General features: G+C 44.3%; 12 protein-coding genes and 3 pseudogenes. 8 read left to right on the forward strand and 7 right to left on the reverse strand.

What is annotated here, in order from left to right; genetic code table 11:
- Window positions 1-10: 10 nt before the first annotated feature.
- Window positions 11-448: pseudogene (locus tag B4H32_RS00755) on the reverse strand (TetR/AcrR family transcriptional regulator); the annotation flags it as partial.
- Window positions 449-533: 85 nt separating this feature from the next.
- Here B4H32_RS00755 and B4H32_RS00760 point away from each other — a divergent pair.
- Window positions 534-1,742, forward strand: coding sequence for an oxygenase MpaB family protein (locus B4H32_RS00760; protein ID WP_004680025.1), 1,209 nt, complete (start codon window positions 534-536; stop codon window positions 1,740-1,742).
- A 53-nt stretch (window positions 1,743-1,795) separates the two neighbouring features.
- On the opposite strand, the gene B4H32_RS00765 is transcribed toward B4H32_RS00760, so the two are convergent.
- Window positions 1,796-3,511 (reverse strand): cation acetate symporter, encoded by a 1,716-nt coding sequence (locus B4H32_RS00765; protein ID WP_010589285.1) that lies wholly within the window; start codon window positions 3,509-3,511, stop codon window positions 1,796-1,798.
- A gap of 1 nt (window position 3,512) precedes the next feature.
- On the reverse strand, window positions 3,513-3,845 hold the full coding sequence (locus B4H32_RS00770) for a DUF485 domain-containing protein (RefSeq protein WP_004680029.1): 333 nt from the start codon (window positions 3,843-3,845) through the stop codon (window positions 3,513-3,515).
- A 184-nt stretch (window positions 3,846-4,029) separates the two neighbouring features.
- Here B4H32_RS00770 and B4H32_RS00775 point away from each other — a divergent pair, with 184 nt between their 5' ends.
- Window positions 4,030-7,524, forward strand: coding sequence for a hybrid sensor histidine kinase/response regulator (locus B4H32_RS00775; protein ID WP_286799195.1), 3,495 nt, complete (start codon window positions 4,030-4,032; stop codon window positions 7,522-7,524).
- A gap of 312 nt (window positions 7,525-7,836) precedes the next feature.
- On the forward strand, window positions 7,837-8,598 hold the full coding sequence (locus B4H32_RS00780) for a hypothetical protein (RefSeq protein WP_004680033.1): 762 nt from the start codon (window positions 7,837-7,839) through the stop codon (window positions 8,596-8,598).
- Between the two features lie 46 nt (window positions 8,599-8,644).
- Here B4H32_RS00780 and B4H32_RS00785 read toward each other — a convergent pair whose 3' ends face one another.
- The 3 genes from B4H32_RS00785 to def all read right to left on the reverse strand — a co-directional run bounded on the left by B4H32_RS00785 (window position 8,645) and on the right by def (window position 11,821).
- Window positions 8,645-10,756: a TonB-dependent receptor domain-containing protein gene (locus B4H32_RS00785; protein ID WP_004680034.1), complete on the reverse strand. Its 2,112-nt coding sequence runs from the start codon at window positions 10,754-10,756 to the stop codon at window positions 8,645-8,647.
- A 73-nt stretch (window positions 10,757-10,829) separates the two neighbouring features.
- Window positions 10,830-11,240 carry a DUF2946 family protein gene (locus B4H32_RS00790; protein ID WP_004680035.1) on the reverse strand — a complete coding sequence of 137 codons (411 nt, stop codon included), beginning with the start codon at window positions 11,238-11,240 and terminating at the stop codon, window positions 10,830-10,832.
- 50 nt (window positions 11,241-11,290) lie between these two features.
- Window positions 11,291-11,821: a peptide deformylase gene (def, locus tag B4H32_RS00795; protein ID WP_004680037.1), complete on the reverse strand. Its 531-nt coding sequence runs from the start codon at window positions 11,819-11,821 to the stop codon at window positions 11,291-11,293.
- Between the two features lie 120 nt (window positions 11,822-11,941).
- On the opposite strand from def, the gene B4H32_RS00800 reads away from it, so the two are divergent.
- From B4H32_RS00800 to B4H32_RS00810, 3 genes are read left to right on the forward strand one after another with little or no spacing between them, the layout of a single operon-like run.
- Window positions 11,942-13,093 carry a LysM peptidoglycan-binding domain-containing protein gene (locus tag B4H32_RS00800; RefSeq protein ID WP_004680040.1) on the forward strand — a complete coding sequence of 384 codons (1,152 nt, stop codon included), beginning with the start codon at window positions 11,942-11,944 and terminating at the stop codon, window positions 13,091-13,093.
- 13 nt (window positions 13,094-13,106) lie between these two features.
- Entirely contained in the window at window positions 13,107-14,246 is a 1,140-nt protein-coding gene (gene dprA, locus B4H32_RS00805) for a DNA-processing protein DprA (protein ID WP_004680041.1), read from the forward strand.
- A gap of 36 nt (window positions 14,247-14,282) precedes the next feature.
- Window positions 14,283-14,852: an L-threonylcarbamoyladenylate synthase gene (locus tag B4H32_RS00810; protein ID WP_004680043.1), complete on the forward strand. Its 570-nt coding sequence runs from the start codon at window positions 14,283-14,285 to the stop codon at window positions 14,850-14,852.
- A gap of 411 nt (window positions 14,853-15,263) precedes the next feature.
- Here B4H32_RS00810 and B4H32_RS00815 read toward each other — a convergent pair.
- A pseudogene (locus B4H32_RS00815) lies at window positions 15,264-15,503 on the reverse strand (EamA family transporter); the annotation flags it as partial.
- On the opposite strand from B4H32_RS00815, the pseudogene B4H32_RS12785 reads away from it, so the two are divergent.
- Together B4H32_RS12785 and B4H32_RS00820 are read left to right on the forward strand one after the other, a co-directional pair.
- A pseudogene (locus tag B4H32_RS12785) lies at window positions 15,502-15,590 on the forward strand (AraC family transcriptional regulator); the annotation flags it as partial. The pseudogenes B4H32_RS00815 and B4H32_RS12785 sit on opposite strands and share 2 nt — an antisense overlap.
- Before the next feature lie 115 nt (window positions 15,591-15,705).
- On the forward strand, window positions 15,706-16,251 hold the full coding sequence (locus B4H32_RS00820) for a glutathione peroxidase (RefSeq protein ID WP_004674074.1): 546 nt from the start codon (window positions 15,706-15,708) through the stop codon (window positions 16,249-16,251).
- Window positions 16,252-16,332: the final 81 nt, after the last annotated feature.

The following is a 16,332-nucleotide window of genomic DNA, read 5'->3' on the forward strand; positions in this document are numbered from 1 at the left end:
TCCGATCTCAGTGTGGATAGTAACGCCCAAACAGGTACATCCCAATTTCCAAAAAATGTCTTTCCAGCACCTGTGCCGCATCTGAGTCACTGTAGGCATGCCAGTTCTTTAAGATTTCAATAAAAAAGCCCTGATCAGACTTCAACGATTCAAAGCCAAAGGCAATGCTTAATGTGATGACGTCCTGAATACTGGTTTGCTGTTGCAGCATCACCAACTGTTTCAATGCCTGCCCCAGATCCTCACTTTTACGTAGCAGCAGTTCCGCCACAATCTGTTCTTTATTTTCAAAATATTGATAAATTGATCCGACACTTACTCCTGATTTTTCAGAGATTTTAGGTGTGGTGACATGCAACACGCCATATTCAGAAATGCATTTTTGTGTACCCTGTAAAATGCTTTCCACGATCATTTTGGCACGTTGCTGCTGGGGTCTTTTTCTCATGCTCAGCCTCAAGGGAAATGCGAATTGAATACGAATATTTATTCATATTAAGCTTTGATTAAATAACAATCAGGGGCTTTATGCAATGCAAAGCATCGTTAAACCTAAACGTCTGGCTTCTTTTGAAGACATGATTCAGTCGAATGTGAAATCCAAAATATTAAGCTATATGACTCGTCAGGAGGTCCAGCCAAGTTATGAGGACTATCTGGCATTGAATAACGCCCTGCAAAGTGGTGATGAGCCGATGGATCAGGTGTTGCGCTGGGTATTGCAAAACCCAAAACAGCACCGTAAGTATTTTGAAACGGCGCTGTATGAGGGTTTGGACAAGCTGCCGCATGAGATTCCTGAACTCACTGAGTTTTTTCAGCTCATTGAACAAAAACCCGTTTGGTACGATCAAGGCAAGATTGATGAAGCCCTGAAATTTACCTATCGTTTGGGTGTAAATAATGGCTTCATCCTGAGAGATGTTTCCCTCATGACAGGTTATCTGTATCCTGGCTTTAACCAGCCATTGGTATTGACAGGCGCATTAAAGAAACAGGCGGGCACCCGTCTGGCTGAAACCACCAAATGGTGGGTGGATATCACTGAACAAGGTGGTTTTGAACGCTTTAGCAAAGGTTTTACCTCAACCATTTTTGTACGTTTTATTCATTCGCTGGTGAGTCATCAACTGCAAAAATCTGAAAAATGGGATGCTGAGACCTGGGGTTTGCCCATCAACCAATATGATCAGGCCATGACCAATATTGCCTTTAGCGGTGTGGTATTGCTGGGTATTCGGGCTTTAGGTATTTTTCCGAGTAAACAAGAAGTTGATAGCTTTTTGCATTTTTGGAAATATGCGGGCTGGTTGATGGGCATTGAAGAAAAATGGTTAGTGAATAATGAAGCTGACGGCTGGAAAATGATTTACTGGATGCAGTTTGCACATCCTCAATCTGATGAGAGCAGTATTTCTCTGGGATCTAGTCTTTCCAAAGAACCCTTTGAACGGAAATATCGTTACCTACGCTCTTTTCAGCAAAAACTAGCCTACAAACAACACCTCGAAATTACCCAATTCTTTATTGGTCGTAAAAAAATGCAGAAATTGGGTTTGGCACCACAGTCAGCCTCATGGTTTGCCTATTATTTGATTGGTCGCAATCTAGCACTCTATACAGGCGCCAAACATATTCCAAAATTAAATCATTTCCTTGAACAGAAAGGACGGCATTTACAGAAAATTGGTCTGTCATTGTATCGCAATCAATCACAGCAACTGGCCAGTATGCATCAATAAACCATAAAAAAGCCCTCAATTGATGAGGGCTTTGATTTAGATATCGAATTTAATTAGTGATCTGATGCACCAGAGATACCAATACCTGTTTGCGAACGAACAAACTGAGCATCGAACGCTTTACGCTCTTTCTCTGCACGCGCAGTTTTATCTGTTACAGAGAAGAACCAACAGCAAAGGAATGATAATGGCATTGCAAATAATGCTGGACCATTGAATGGGTTTGGCGCAGTTTCAGAAATACCCAAAGTATCAACCCAAACTGCTTTTGACAAGATAATTAAACTTACCGCACCCACCAAGCCAACCACACCACCAATTACTGCACCACGAGTCGTTAAACCTTTCCAGAACATAGACAATACAAGTACTGGGAAGTTTGCACAACATGCAACTGAGAATGCCAAACCAACCATGAAAGCAACGTTTTGTTTTTCGAACAAAATCCCTAGGACCATGGCAAAGATTGCTAAACCTAAAGTCGCAATTTTTGACATACGTAATTCAGATTGAGGCGTAGTTTTACCTTTTTTGAATACGTTTGCATATAAGTCATGTGAAATCGCAGAAGCACCTGAAAGTGTTAAGCCAGCAACTACAGCAAGGATGGTTGCAAATGCAACTGCTGAAATGAAACCCATGAACAGGTCACCACCAACAGCATCACTGAGGTGAACTGCCGCCATATTATTACCACCAATCAACTCTAATTTTCCTGTCATAGCCGCTTTCGCAACATCAAGGAACTGAGGATTGTTTGCAACGAATAAGATCGCACCGAAACCAATAATGAACGTTAAAAGATAGAAATAACCAATAAAGCCTGTTGCAACAACAACTGATTTACGTGCTTCTTTCGCATCTTTTACTGTGAAGAAGCGCATTAAGATGTGCGGCAAACCTGCTGTACCAAACATCAAGGCAAGACCAAGAGAAAGTGCATCAATTGGATTCGCAGCAAGCTTGCCTGGCCCCATGATTTTTGCAGCTTCATCCAAGCTCATATTATGCGCTTGGCTGTATACACCAATCGCTTGGTTAAACATATTGCTAAAGCTAAAGCCCACAGCTTTCATCACCATGAATGCCATGAATGTTGCACCACTGAGTAGCATCACCGCTTTGATGATTTGAACCCAAGTTGTTGCCAACATACCACCAAACATCACGTATGCCATCATCAATAAACCGACAATCACAACCGCGATATTATAGTTCAAACCAAATAGTAGTTTGATTAACTGACCTGCACCCACCATTTGAGCAATCAAATAGAAAGCAACAACAACCAATGAACTCACTGCCGCTAAAGTACGCACTGGCTTTTCTTCAAGACGGAACGACACTACATCAGAAAGGTTATATTTTCCTAAGTTACGTAAGCGCTCAGCAACAAGGAATAGAACAATCGGCCAACCGACCATAAAACCAAGTGAATAAAGCAAGCCATCGAAGCCTGAACTAAACACCAATGCTGAAATACCCAAGAACGATGCTGCTGACATATAGTCACCCGCAATCGCTAAACCGTTTTGGAAACCACTGATTCCACCACCCGCAGTATAGAAATCTTGGGTAGATTGTGTTTGCTTAGCTGCCCATTTGGTAATGAAAAGCGTGAAACCAACAAAGATCATAAACATAATGATCGCATGCCAGTTGGTGGCTTGCTGCTCAGCTGCTCCTAAATCAGGACCAGCAAATGCAATACCTGAGCTACACAAGGTTGCAAGTGCGAAAATGATCGCTTTAATAGACGTCCCTTTCATCTCAGTGCATCCCTTTTTCATGTGTGATTGCCTCAACTTCCTTGAGTGCTTCTTCATTGAGTTGATCGAGTTTAGTATTGGCGATATATGAATACACACCACATAATAAAAATGACAACACGATGATGCCTAAACCGAGGGGCATGCCCCAGGTTGTAATGCCACCACTAAATGAACTTGCTAGAAACTCTTTGTTATAGCCAACCAAAAGCATAAAACCAACGTAGATAAACAGCATGATTGCTGTTAATGTCCAACTTAAAGTGCGTTTTCTGCTAACCATTTCTTGAAACTTTGGATTTTGTAGAATACGTTCTACCTGTGAGTCATCCATAATTAACTCCTTATTTTTGTGTCCAGCCGTGGACCCCATTTCGCATGGGATTTTTCATTATTCAAATTAGCAAGATTCCACTTGACTCGTAACTTAGACTTTGGTCTCTAAATGTAATCTTGTTTTAACGCACGTTCCGCGCTTCGCAGTATGATAAAAAATGGGACTTGATCACGTGAGCAATATGAACAGTTGGCTGATTATTGGGGTACTTGCCCTGTATATTGTGGTGCTATTCGGCTGCGCGTTTTTCGGAGAGAAACACGCCAGCCGCCTTAGCCCGCGCGGCCGCATGTTGCTGTTCAGCCTGACCCTGGGTGTGTACTGTTCATCATGGACGTTCTACGGTGCCACAGGCGCTGCGGTTCGTGAGGGGGTGATTTTCCTGCCGATCTATCTGGGTCCGCTGTTGTTTATCTGGTTCGGTTATGACCTGTGGAGACGGCTAGGCCGTATTCGTCAGCACCACGCCATTTCCTCGATTGCCGACTTTGTCGCGGCCCGCTACGGAAAAAGTGGCAGTCTGGCTGCGCTGGTCACCATCCTTGCCGTGATTGCCATTGTGCCCTACCTTGCCCTGCAACTCCGTGCCATTGCGCTGAGTGCATCGGTGATTCTTGAGCAAAATGCCCACATCCATACCACCACCAACAGTGTGCTGGTGCTGACAGGCGTACTTGCGATTTTGGCGATGATCTTTGGCACACGTCATATTGCCCATACCGAACAGCATGGCGGTTTGATGCTGGCGGTTGCCTTTGAATCCTTTGTGAAATTATTCGCCCTCCTCTGTGTTGCAGGATTTTTCTTATTGCAATCGCCTGAAAATATTAAACAAGTCAGCAACGATGTCAGTCAACATTTTCATGACCTCCAGCAGCTTGGTGTACCTGAAACATTCTGGATTCAAACCCTGCTCGCCGCACTGGCAATGATTTGCCTGCCACGCCAGTTCCATGTGGCGGTGGTCGAGTTACGGGATGAAAAGCATATTCGTGGCGCACGGCGCTGGTTTGCAGCCTACCTGATCCTGACCATCATTGCGATTATTCCAATTGCCAGTTGGGCGCTACACTCGCTGCCTGAGTCACTGGGTACACCTGATATTGCGGTATTGGCCCTGCCGCTCAGCTACCAACAGGACTGGTTGACCCTGCTGGCATTTCTGGGCGGTTTCTCCGCCTCCACAGGTATGCTGCTGGTGGCATCCGTTGCCCTCTCGATCATGCTCAGCAATGACCTGATCATGCCCGCACTATGGCGCTTTAAGATTATTTCCCGACAAGACCAGCAACTTCCCCGAGTGCTGAAACTGACACGGCGCTTCAGTATTGTCAGCGTGATGTCATTGGGTTTTTTATTCTTCCATTTCTTCAATGACATTAACCAGCTCTCGGTTTTTGGTCTACTGGCGTTTAGTGCCGTCGCACAGTTCTCGCCAGCCCTGATTGGTGGTCTTTACTGGCGTGGCGCAAGCCGTCAGGGCGTGTATGCAGGCCTGTTGATCGGCTTTGCCATGTGGAGCTACACCTTGCTTTTCCCAACGGTGTTGCGCAGCCTGCCTGAGCATTATCAGGCTTTTGCCCAGCATTTGTTGCTGTTTGGCCCATTTGACATCAACGCCCTGCGTCCAGAAGCGCTGCTCGGCTTTAAGTCCTTTGCGCCTTTGACTCACGGGGTGCTGTGGTCTTTGGGGTTGAACGTGGTTTCATATATCTGGGTCTCGCGCCTGTATCGCCCAAGCGTTGCTGAACAGATTCAGGCTGAAAGCTTTTTTTACTATGAAAGCAAGCCTTTGCCATCCGCTCAGTCAAATACCGACCTGACCGACCTACACCAAAATGGGTCACGGCTTAAAGTGGGTGATCTGCTGGCTTTGGCAAAACGGATTACAGGGGACCGACTAACCATACAGGCGTTCCAGCAATTCTGTGAGCAAAACCATACCATCCTCAATGAAAACCATGTCGCCAATGGCATGTGGTGGCGTTTTACTGAACAGTATCTGGCGGGAATTATTGGCGCGGCCTCTGCCCGTACCTTACTCACTACTGCCATGATCAATAACGGACTGGCTTTGGGGCAGGTAGCGAATATTCTGGATCAGGCCTCCCAGTGGCAGCGTTTTAACCAAAACCTGTTGATGACCATGATTGACCACATGACACAGGGGGTCAGTGTGGTGGATAAAAATATGTGTCTGGTGGCATGGAACAACCAGTACCTGAAACTGTTTGATTATCCCAAAGATCTGGTTTATGTGGGATGCCCGATTGCTGATTTAATCCGTTATAACGCGGAACAGGGTGAATGTGGACCAGGTTCGGTTGAGGAGCATGTAAATAAACGGATTCACTGGATGAAAGTCGGCAGTGCGCATGAATTTGAACGGATTCGCAAGGATGGTCTGGTGATCCAGATGCGCGGCACCCCTATTGAGGGCGGCGGCTTTGTCACTACCTTTGCCGATATTACCGCGTTCCGTGAAAATGAGGCGGTGCTGGAAGAACGGGTCAATGACCGTACCCAGCAGCTTGCCAATGCCCTGACCGAACAGAAATTGGCACTGGAACAAGCCGACAAGGCCAACCAGTCGAAAAGTCGATTTTTGGCAGCGGCCAGCCACGACCTGCTGCAACCGATGCATGCAGCACGCCTGTTCAGCACCGCGCTGGAACAGAGTGTCAGCTCAACTGAAGATCAACAAACCTTACAGCAACTGGACCGTGCCCTGTATGGTGCGGAAAGCATGCTCTCTGCCCTACTGGACATCGCACGTCTGGAGGGCGGAACCATTCAGCCAAAACGTCAGGCCTATTCACTGCATGACCTGTTAAATGACCTCGAACTACAATTTAAGTCGATTGCCGCACAGCGCAATATCCAGTTCTCTGTTCACGACACCAGGTTCTGGGTGGATACCGACCCGCAATGGATGCGCCGCATTATACAGAACTTTGTCAGCAATGCTCTGCGCTATACCGCACAGGGTCGTGTGGTAGTGGGTGTACTGCGTTCAGCACAACGTCCAAAACATATTCGAATCGGTGTTTGGGATACAGGACCTGGCATCAATGAACAGCAACGCGTGAAACTGTTTCAGGAATTTGAGCGTTGCGGTCATACCTCGCCCTGGGGTGAGCAAGGTCTGGGATTAGGACTTGCAATCGTGCAGCGTATGACCAGCCTGCTGGATTTCCCAGTGCATGTCTATTCAGAATTAGGTAAAGGCTCTTGCTTTATGATCGAAGTACCGCTCGCCGAAGCACCAAAAATTGAAGCGACTACACCGCATGTGACCGCACTGCAACACACTGCTTATAAAGTGCTGTGTCTGGACAATGATGAAACCATTCTGCAAGGCATGCGGACCTTATTAAGTAAGTGGGGCTACCAGATTTTTACCGCGACTGAACCTGCGGAGGCGCTCAGGCTGATTGAACAGGAAGATATTCAGGTCTGGTTAATAGATCAGCATTTAAATCATGATCAACGCGGCTTAGATTTTATTGAACAATATCGCCCTGCACATATTCCTGTTGCCCTGATTACTGCAGATTCCGATCCAGAACTTCCTCAGTGCCTAAAGCGACAGAATATTGTTTTGCTGAGAAAACCACTGAAACCTGCTGGATTACGCGCATGGTTATCAGGCTTAAAAATCATGCCGATGGGCTAAATGGCAAAATATTTTGAAACATAGGCAAAAATTATCAAAAAAAGAGTACTAAAATGACAAAAAATTGACCAAAGTGCTCAAAAAATTATTGGCTATGGCAAAAACGTTCACTTACAATAGTGAACGTTTGTACACTTACTTACAATTAATTAAAATATTGTTTTTATTAATAAATATTCCCATAAAAACCACGTATACAACTTTAGCCGTATTCTACTTGCATCCATAAACAGGCAAAAATTGATCAACTTGATAGAAGCCATTTTTCATGCGTTTAGGTTTCTAGCAAAACTATCACAAAGGACATTGATCATGAATAGTAGTCACCTCACCTCTGAGCATACCTCACAACAATTTTACCGCCAATACAGTGCCAACGCCTTATTACCAGAGCTCAACTGGCAGAATATTTTTGTACAGAGCAACTTAAATGATACTCATCTAAAAGCATTGAATACACTTTATCAAGCAGCCGCCCCCCTTGCCCTCAATGTATTCCATGAGCTGAATTTTGATGTATTTGCACCAGCAGCTTATCAGCCACAGGGTCTAGGGCTATTTGAAAAGCTAGCGTTACAAGAACAAAAATTCTTGGATGTATTAGAAACAGAATCCGCTCATTTGGATCATGAAACTCGTCATCAAATGTGGAGTATGCTACTTCGTGGTGGTGCCGTGCTGGTCTTTAAAGCATGGTTAGCTCATGTCAAAGATGGCGAAAATCAACTGGATAAAAGTCAGTTCGATGAACTATCAGATTTATTATTTATTAACACTCGCCCAGAGCAATTAGCACAACGTTTAAACGTAGATGCCAATGCAGAACTGACACACATTTTTTTGATGCACGAAAATGATGTTTTTCTTGATCATTTTAATAGCCTTGAAACAGCAGCTTTATTTGTAGATTTAGGTGTTTATGATGCGGCATTTTTAAGCTTGCGCGATGATCGTGTGGCTGAATATCTCACAGCCAAAGGCTATGTCACTCAAGAACAAATTGATGATTTGCAATGTGCACTTAATCCGTTGTACTGCGATAGCTTAATGCCAAAACAAGACTGTTTGGCTTAACTTAAAAATAAAACAAGGTGGCAAACCCACCTTGTTTTTTTATAGCTTAGAATTTCATACTGATTCGAGTCCAATAGTTTCGACCAATATTGTTATATTGCGTATCAGCAGGATAAAAACCTGTTGCAGCACCACCTTTATTTAAGTGTTCGGCATATGTCTCATCAAGGATATTATCAATCCCGACCGATAACTCAACATTTTGAGTCAGTTTATAGGCACCATTTAAAGACAGCGTGTTAAAAGCCTTACTTTCACCCATGTCATAGCCAACTATATTTCCTTCGTTCTTGCTAATACGATCTTGTTTCGCAACAACACGCCATAACAGACCTAAAGAATAATTATCAGCGATATAACGCAAGTTCAAGCGTGCTTCCAAAGGTGCGATTTGCGGTAATGGCTTATTGTCCGTGGTATTTTCTCCCCACGCATACATTGCACTCAAATCGGTTTGGATTTGATCTGTAAATTTATAGCCTACACCTAATTCTGCGCCTGCAATCGTGGCATCTACATTACGAATTTTCGGGGTAAGCATCTCATTATCAGGATCATCATAGCTGATCAACATAAAGTCTTTAATCACACCAACATAAGCAGATGCCCAGCTATTATATTTCCCATGATCAAGTTGATAACCCAAATCAAGTTGGAGCGTTTTTTCATTGTCTAGATATTCCAAGTCATCCATCGTTCTGGTTGCACTCGGCATTGGCATATTGCCATGACCGCCATGACCGCCATGACCGCCATGACCATTCATGTCATCCATACCCATGTTTGTCGATGGTAATACTGTCCGATAAATTTCCCAGAAATCAGGCGTACGTTCTACATAACCTAAACCAATATAGCTTTTCAAATCATGTTGCGGCATGAGATTTTCTAGGCGAATAAAACCACTAGGTACAGTATTTTTACGCGATTTATTGCTCGCTAGATTTTCAATTTCCACATGGTCAATACGAGCGCCTGTAATCACTTTATTATTATCATTTACAGGAATGGTAGCTTCAGTAAATGCACCATAACTTTGAAAGCTGAGAGTCTCATCCATTGCTGGCGGCAACTGACCACGCATGTACATATTACCCGCTTGCTTATTATGCTGAGAATCAAGTCCTGAAACGAGACTGATTTTATCCCAATCTGTCGTGATCGCTGCTCTTGCATTAAGCGTACGGCGAGTGACGTCCATTGCCATAGGCATACCACCTACTGGCACATCTCTCAAACTGAAATTATCCATAATGTGATCATTAAAACTATAATCAACTTGTGCTTCGATTTTTTTAATCACCTCACTAATATTGCGTTGTTCTAGATGTAGTCCCAGACTTTCACGTTTAAATTGCGATCCATCAAGCGAACGTCCCGCGTAAGCCGACTCACCATCGCCTTTTCCACCCTGCAATTCAATCCACGTGTTTTCAGTTGGTGTCCATCCTAAGGCAAGATCAGCACCCCAACGCTCCCAATTTGAATGAACGTCCTTACCATCACCATCTTGATAGTCATTGGCGACAGAACGGTTCGCATTAATACGTGCATAAGCAGTGTCATTGCCAATCGCCGCATCTACATTATGATCTAATCGACCGTATGAGCCTGCAACCACACTCGCTTGACCTTTATAGTTTTGATTTTGATCGAATTTCACTGGATCTCTTTCAAATAAAACAGTTGCTGCCGAACCAGGTGTTGGATAGCGAACGGTTTGAGGTCCTTTAATCACGGTAATACGATCAAAACTCTCAGGTGAAATATATGAAGTTGGATTATCCATACGTGCTGGACAAGCACCCAGTTCCTCAGAACCATCATTCAATACTTTAATTCGTGAACCAAACATTCCTCTAAAACTGATATCACCATTGGTTCCCCCACTGCCTATACTGCTAAAACCAGGAATAGTTTTCAAATATGCAGCACCATCCGAAGCAGGAACAGGTTGAATCGGTTGTTTAGGGTCACTGTGTACAATCAAACCATTCGCATCATTTGCGAGCTGTGCAGTGACAACAATCGGTGCAAGTGTGACTTGAGCCATTTGAGTTTGTGACTGAGTTTCAGTATTTGCCCATAGCACCGCAGAATTTGAAGCAGCAAGAATCGCAACCGTCAGCGGTTGTAATAAAAATTTAGGTTGAGCCATGATTAGTCTCTCTTAAAACATAAGTAAAACGAGGCTAGAGTTTTAAAAACCCTAATGAAATTGACGTTTTAATTTATGCAAAGAGTGGCGGTGCTCGCCCTTGAGGTAATAAGAATAGCCGTTGCAGTGCAAAATAAATATGCTTAAATGCCTGTTGATACGCGACTAAACGGATTTGGATTCGGACTAAAACTTCTTTCACGCCGAATTCTGGTGGTAATACCAGATTGGCATAGACAGTACAGTACTGGCATTGATGGTTTGGATCGTGGTGGTCATGTTTCGACATCAAGCTTTGATGTTGTTCAAGCTGATGTGAATGATGATGCATATTGTGCGATACAGACTGCTGTTCAGCTTTTAATTTAGGCAACAATAACGCTTGGGTAATCGTTTCACAGACGGGTGCAATCTGATATTGCTTCGGCAGTAGAGGCTGCAAAAACACCGCAATCTGTAAACAGACTGCGGTAAATGCAAGCATTAAACCACTACGAAACAATAAGGGCACTTTTAATAACCGAAAAACATGTGTTAACGTTTAACCGCAACTTTTTCCTTATCGCGTTGACGTACAACTTTTTCAACTTTTTCACGTGCACGTTGACGTTTCAATGGCGATAAATAGTCTACAAACAGTTTTCCATTTAAGTGATCCATTTCATGTTGGATACAAACTGCGAGAAGTTCGTCAGCTTCTAATTCAAATGCTTGACCATCAAGGTTAATTGCTTCAATTTTTACACGTGACGGACGCGCAACTTTATCGTATATTTGAGGCACAGAGAGACAGCCTTCTTCGTAGGGCTGAGTCTCTTGAGTCAGTGGAGTGACTTTGGGGTTGATGAACACCATCGGTTGATTTTTCTCTTCAGAAAGGTCCATGACAATAAGCTGAATATGATGATCAACCTGAGTTGCCGCTAAACCTATACCCGGTGCCTCGTACATGGTTTCTAACATATCTGCTGCAAGCTGACGAATATCATCAGTGACTTCTTCGACTGGCTTGGCAATGGTACGAAGACGGGGATCAGGAAAACTTAAAATAGGTAATAAGGCCATACTGTTCCTCACTTATGCCATTGATCAAAAAACCAACTGAAGGGAATGCTTGATCAAAAAATTGTGTGTAAAGTCGTTATTATAGCGCAACTACACAGATAATTTTTAGGAATTATGATAATGAAAAAGGTTTTAAACGGCATACAATCATTTCATGCCTTGGGGTTAAAAAAACAACTAATTGCTGCTGCAATTTGTGCTGGATTGGGCATGACGGTAAACCTGACCCATGCAGCCAGTCCGAATGTCAGCCCACCGTCAGTGAAAGCAGGCGCACCGCATGTTTATGTGGTGAAAAAAGGCGATACCCTCTGGGACATTTCGGGCAAGTTTTTAAGCAAGCCGTGGCGCTGGCCTGAAATCTGGGCAAGCAACAAACATGTTAAAAACCCACACTGGATTTATCCAGGGGACAAACTACTACTTTGTAGTTTGAACGGTAAACCACTGATCGGTAAAGATGAAGGTGATGGTTGTGACGGTATCATTCGTCGTTACTCTGGCAATACTTCTACTTTACGTCCAAAGGTTCGCATTGAAGCTTTGAATAATAGCGTCCCGGTTATTCCATTAGCTCATATTCAACAATGGCTGGAACGCACCTCGGTACTTCCAGCCGATGCGATTGCCAATACACCGTATATTCTGGGCACCGCAGACAACCGCGTTCTTGCAGGCAAGGGCCAGAGCGTTTATGTCCGTGGTAAGGGTCTTGAAAATGGTCAACGCTATGGTGTGTTCCGTGAGGGCGAACCATATGTGGTGCTGGATGAGAAAGGCAAAAAACAGGTGCTTGGCATTGAGTTAACCCAAGTCGCTTCGGGTGTTGCCATTCGCAACGAAAATGACATCACTACGGTTGAACTGACCGACAGCTACAATGGTGAAGTCCGCCGTGGCGACCGCGTCATGGCTGAACAGGATGCCATGCTGCCTACCCTGTTCTACCCAACTGATGCAGGTCAGGTCAAAGATGGCGGCAAGATCATTCGTGTCATGGGTTCAATTGGAACTGCTGCGAAAAACGGCGTGGTGACCGTAGACCGTGGTACGGCTGACGGTATTGAGATCGGACAGGTTTTCAGCACCTATCAGGATGGTGAAACTGTTCGTGACCCTAAAACCAAGGAAGCCGTTAAACTTCCTGGACAATATGTGGGCAGTGTCATGATCTTTAAGAGTTTTGACCGTATCAGCTATGCATACGTGCTGGAAAGTGAACTGCCAATAAAGATTGGTTCAAACATCAAGCCACCTCGTCTTGATGACTAAGTCCTAAAGACCCATGTTGGATCAATTATCACCTCAGCACTACGCCACTGTTTTGGTGTGGTATTTGGTTCAACATTCGCTCTCCAGTTTTCCAAAAATTCTTCATCACTTTGGCAGTTGTGAACAGGCAACTCAACCCAACCGCTTTGCAGAATGGCAGCAACTTGGCCTACATGCCAGTCATTTAAAACGTTTGCAGGAATTCCAGACTGCGCAGGGGCAGCAACAATTTGCACAGACCGTTCAACTCATTCAAAAACACAGTGACTTCATCTTAACGCCTGACGATATCGGCTATCCAACCCAGCTATTGCCCTATTCAGACCACCCACCGATTTTATTTGGGCAGGGACAGGCATCGGCACTGTTACAACCCCAAATCGCTGTAGTGGGCAGCCGCAAGCCCAGCCCTCATGGACGGCAAATGGCCTATGACTTTGGCTATTATTTAAGTGAAAAAGGCTTTTATATCAGCAGTGGTCTGGCACATGGTATTGATGAGGCAGCACATCGTGGTGGACTGGCGCATCAGCGAACCATTGCAGTGATGGGCACAGGACTGGATACCATTTATCCTGCCCAGCATAAACAATTAGCCGAAGAAATTCGTCAATCGGGCGCAATTGTGACTGAGTTCTTGCCTGCCACCCTGCCTTTAGCCGCGTTTTTTCCACGGCGTAACCGTATTGTCAGCGGCTTGAGCCTTGGCGTGTTGGTGGTGGAGGCGGCATTAAAAAGCGGTTCCATCACCACGGCAAATGCAGCGGCAAATCAGGGCAAAATGGTCTTCGCCATTCCTGGACATATTTACAGCGAGCATCATCAAGGTTGCCATCAACTGATTCGGGAGGGTGCAACCCTGGTTGACCATCCTGAACAGATCATTGAAGATCTGGCTTTACCAACCCAATGGCAAGCCCAGCAACAACGTGTTGAAGAACCCAAAGAAACAGTACCTCCACCACCCAGCCTGCCTACGCACCTGATCGAACTCTACCAGATACTGGACTGGGTTGGACAAGACCTCGACCAACTTGCCCAGCGCTATTCAGCATCGATTGCTGACCTCACCGCCCAGTTAATGGAACTGGAATTGCTCGGTTTATGTATCCAGCAAGGTGGACGCTATTTACGTTGCCGCCCAATGCATTAAACTAGCAACATCTATCCCTTGATTCTCAGTTTTCGCATGATCACATCCTCCATTTCTGAAGCGGCACAACTATTAAAACAGGGTGAAGTGCTTGCCTATCCCACTGAAGCCGTCTGGGGGTTGGGCTGTGATCCATTCAATGAACAGGCGTTTCAGCACATTTTGGAACTGAAACATCGTCCAATGGAAAAAGGGGTGATTTTACTGGCTGGGCACCTTGATCAGGTTGAACACTTACTACAAAGCTTAACAGCCGATATTCGCCAGCAAGTCATTGCAAGCTGGTCCGACCGTTTGCCGACAGAGCGTGCCACCACCTGGCTACTCCCTGCCGATCAGCACATTCCAGACTGGATTAAGGGACAGCATCCCCTTGTCGCGGTACGTGTGACCACCCATCCCCTGTGTGTTGGGCTGTGCAACAGCTTTGGTGGCTTTATTGTTTCAACCAGTGCCAATCCTGCGGGTTTAACACCTGCACATAGCCTGCAACAGGCACAGGATTACTTTGCCTCATCGCTGCATTACCTAAAGGGTGATCTGGGACTGAGCCAGCAACCGAGCCGAATCTTAAATGCACTTACAGGTGAAGTGATTCGTGCTTAGTACATTAATCATATAATTCGGTGAAGAGCAGACAAAAAAAAGCTCAGTTATATAGGGATAACTGAGCATAAAAAGGATGTGGATAATCACATCCAGAGGGTTCACAAATTTGGTAAGCAACTTCTTCATTCTCATAACGAATCAGCCTGCTGCGGGCGGTATTATAGAACAATTGTTCAACTTATACAAATATATTATTTCTCTAACAAAAAATGTGAAAAACGTACCATTTTTGTCACTTTCATTATTTTAATAAAATTATATTTCTATTTTTATTCAGCTTTTTTTAGATGACAAATTTAGTCACACTTTAAAATATATTTGTAAATCATATAGAAAGAATGCTCATTAGATAAATTTTTTGGTGTGTTTGTTTTTATTTTCAACAAACACACCTTTATCGAACCTGAATTAGGCTGATTTCACCCGTGTGGCTGGTGCTTTCACCGTTTTCTTCTGTGCCATCACAATACCCACCAGAATCATCACACCACCAATGCTATGGTGGATCGTCCATTGTTCAGACAACCAGAGGCTGGCAATAATTGCGGTAAACACAGGCATCAGGTTGATAAAAATACTGGTACGGTTTGGGCCAATCGCCTGTACTGCCAACATCCATAATAATGGTGCGATCAACGATGGAAAGATAGACTACCACCACAGTTCCAGCTTTATAGAGTTCTTTAAACGCTATACAGGCCAGACCCCATCCAGCTTAAAAACGCCTCCATTTAAAGAACGCCCTGTTTTCATGGATTATTTGTATGGATTCATCTCAACAGCATTGCACTCTGGCTGAATAGCAGTTAAAACAAACAGGTCTTGCACAACAACAGATTAGGATAATCACATGAGCCAATCGGTTTACCACATTCCAGTTAAGGACATTAAGGGTCAGGATGTTGACCTTGATCAATATCAGGGTAAAGTCCTATTGATCGTCAACGTTGCGTCAAAATGTGGTTTGACACCACAATATGAGGGTTTGGAAAAACTTTATCAGGCCAAAAAAGATCAGGGGCTGGAAATTTTAGGTTTCCCTGCCAATAACTTCTTAGAGCAAGAGCCAGGCACAAACGATGAGATTGAACAATTCTGCTCTCTCAACTATGACGTGCATTTCCCACTTTTCGCCAAAATCTCTGTTGCAGGTGATGATAAGCACCCACTTTACCAGACACTGACTCAGGCGATTCCTGAACGTACGGGTGAGGGTCCTTGGTGGAAAGACCTTGTTGACTATGGTTTAACCCCAAACAATCCGCCTGAAGTGTTGTGGAACTTTGAAAAATTCCTCATCAATAAAAATGGCGAGATCGTTGCACGTTTTGCACCAGACATCACAGCCGATGACGAACGTATTGTCAGTGCGATTGAAGCTGAGCTAGCCAAATAATTCTTATATATTTAAAGAAAAGAATAGTTTACCTCTTCTTTTCTTTTGAATAACTATTATAAGTTTACTTTAATTTATATA

The organism is Acinetobacter sp. UBA2063, from assembly GCF_002333245.1.
Lineage (GTDB): Bacteria > Pseudomonadota > Gammaproteobacteria > Pseudomonadales > Moraxellaceae > Acinetobacter > Acinetobacter parvus.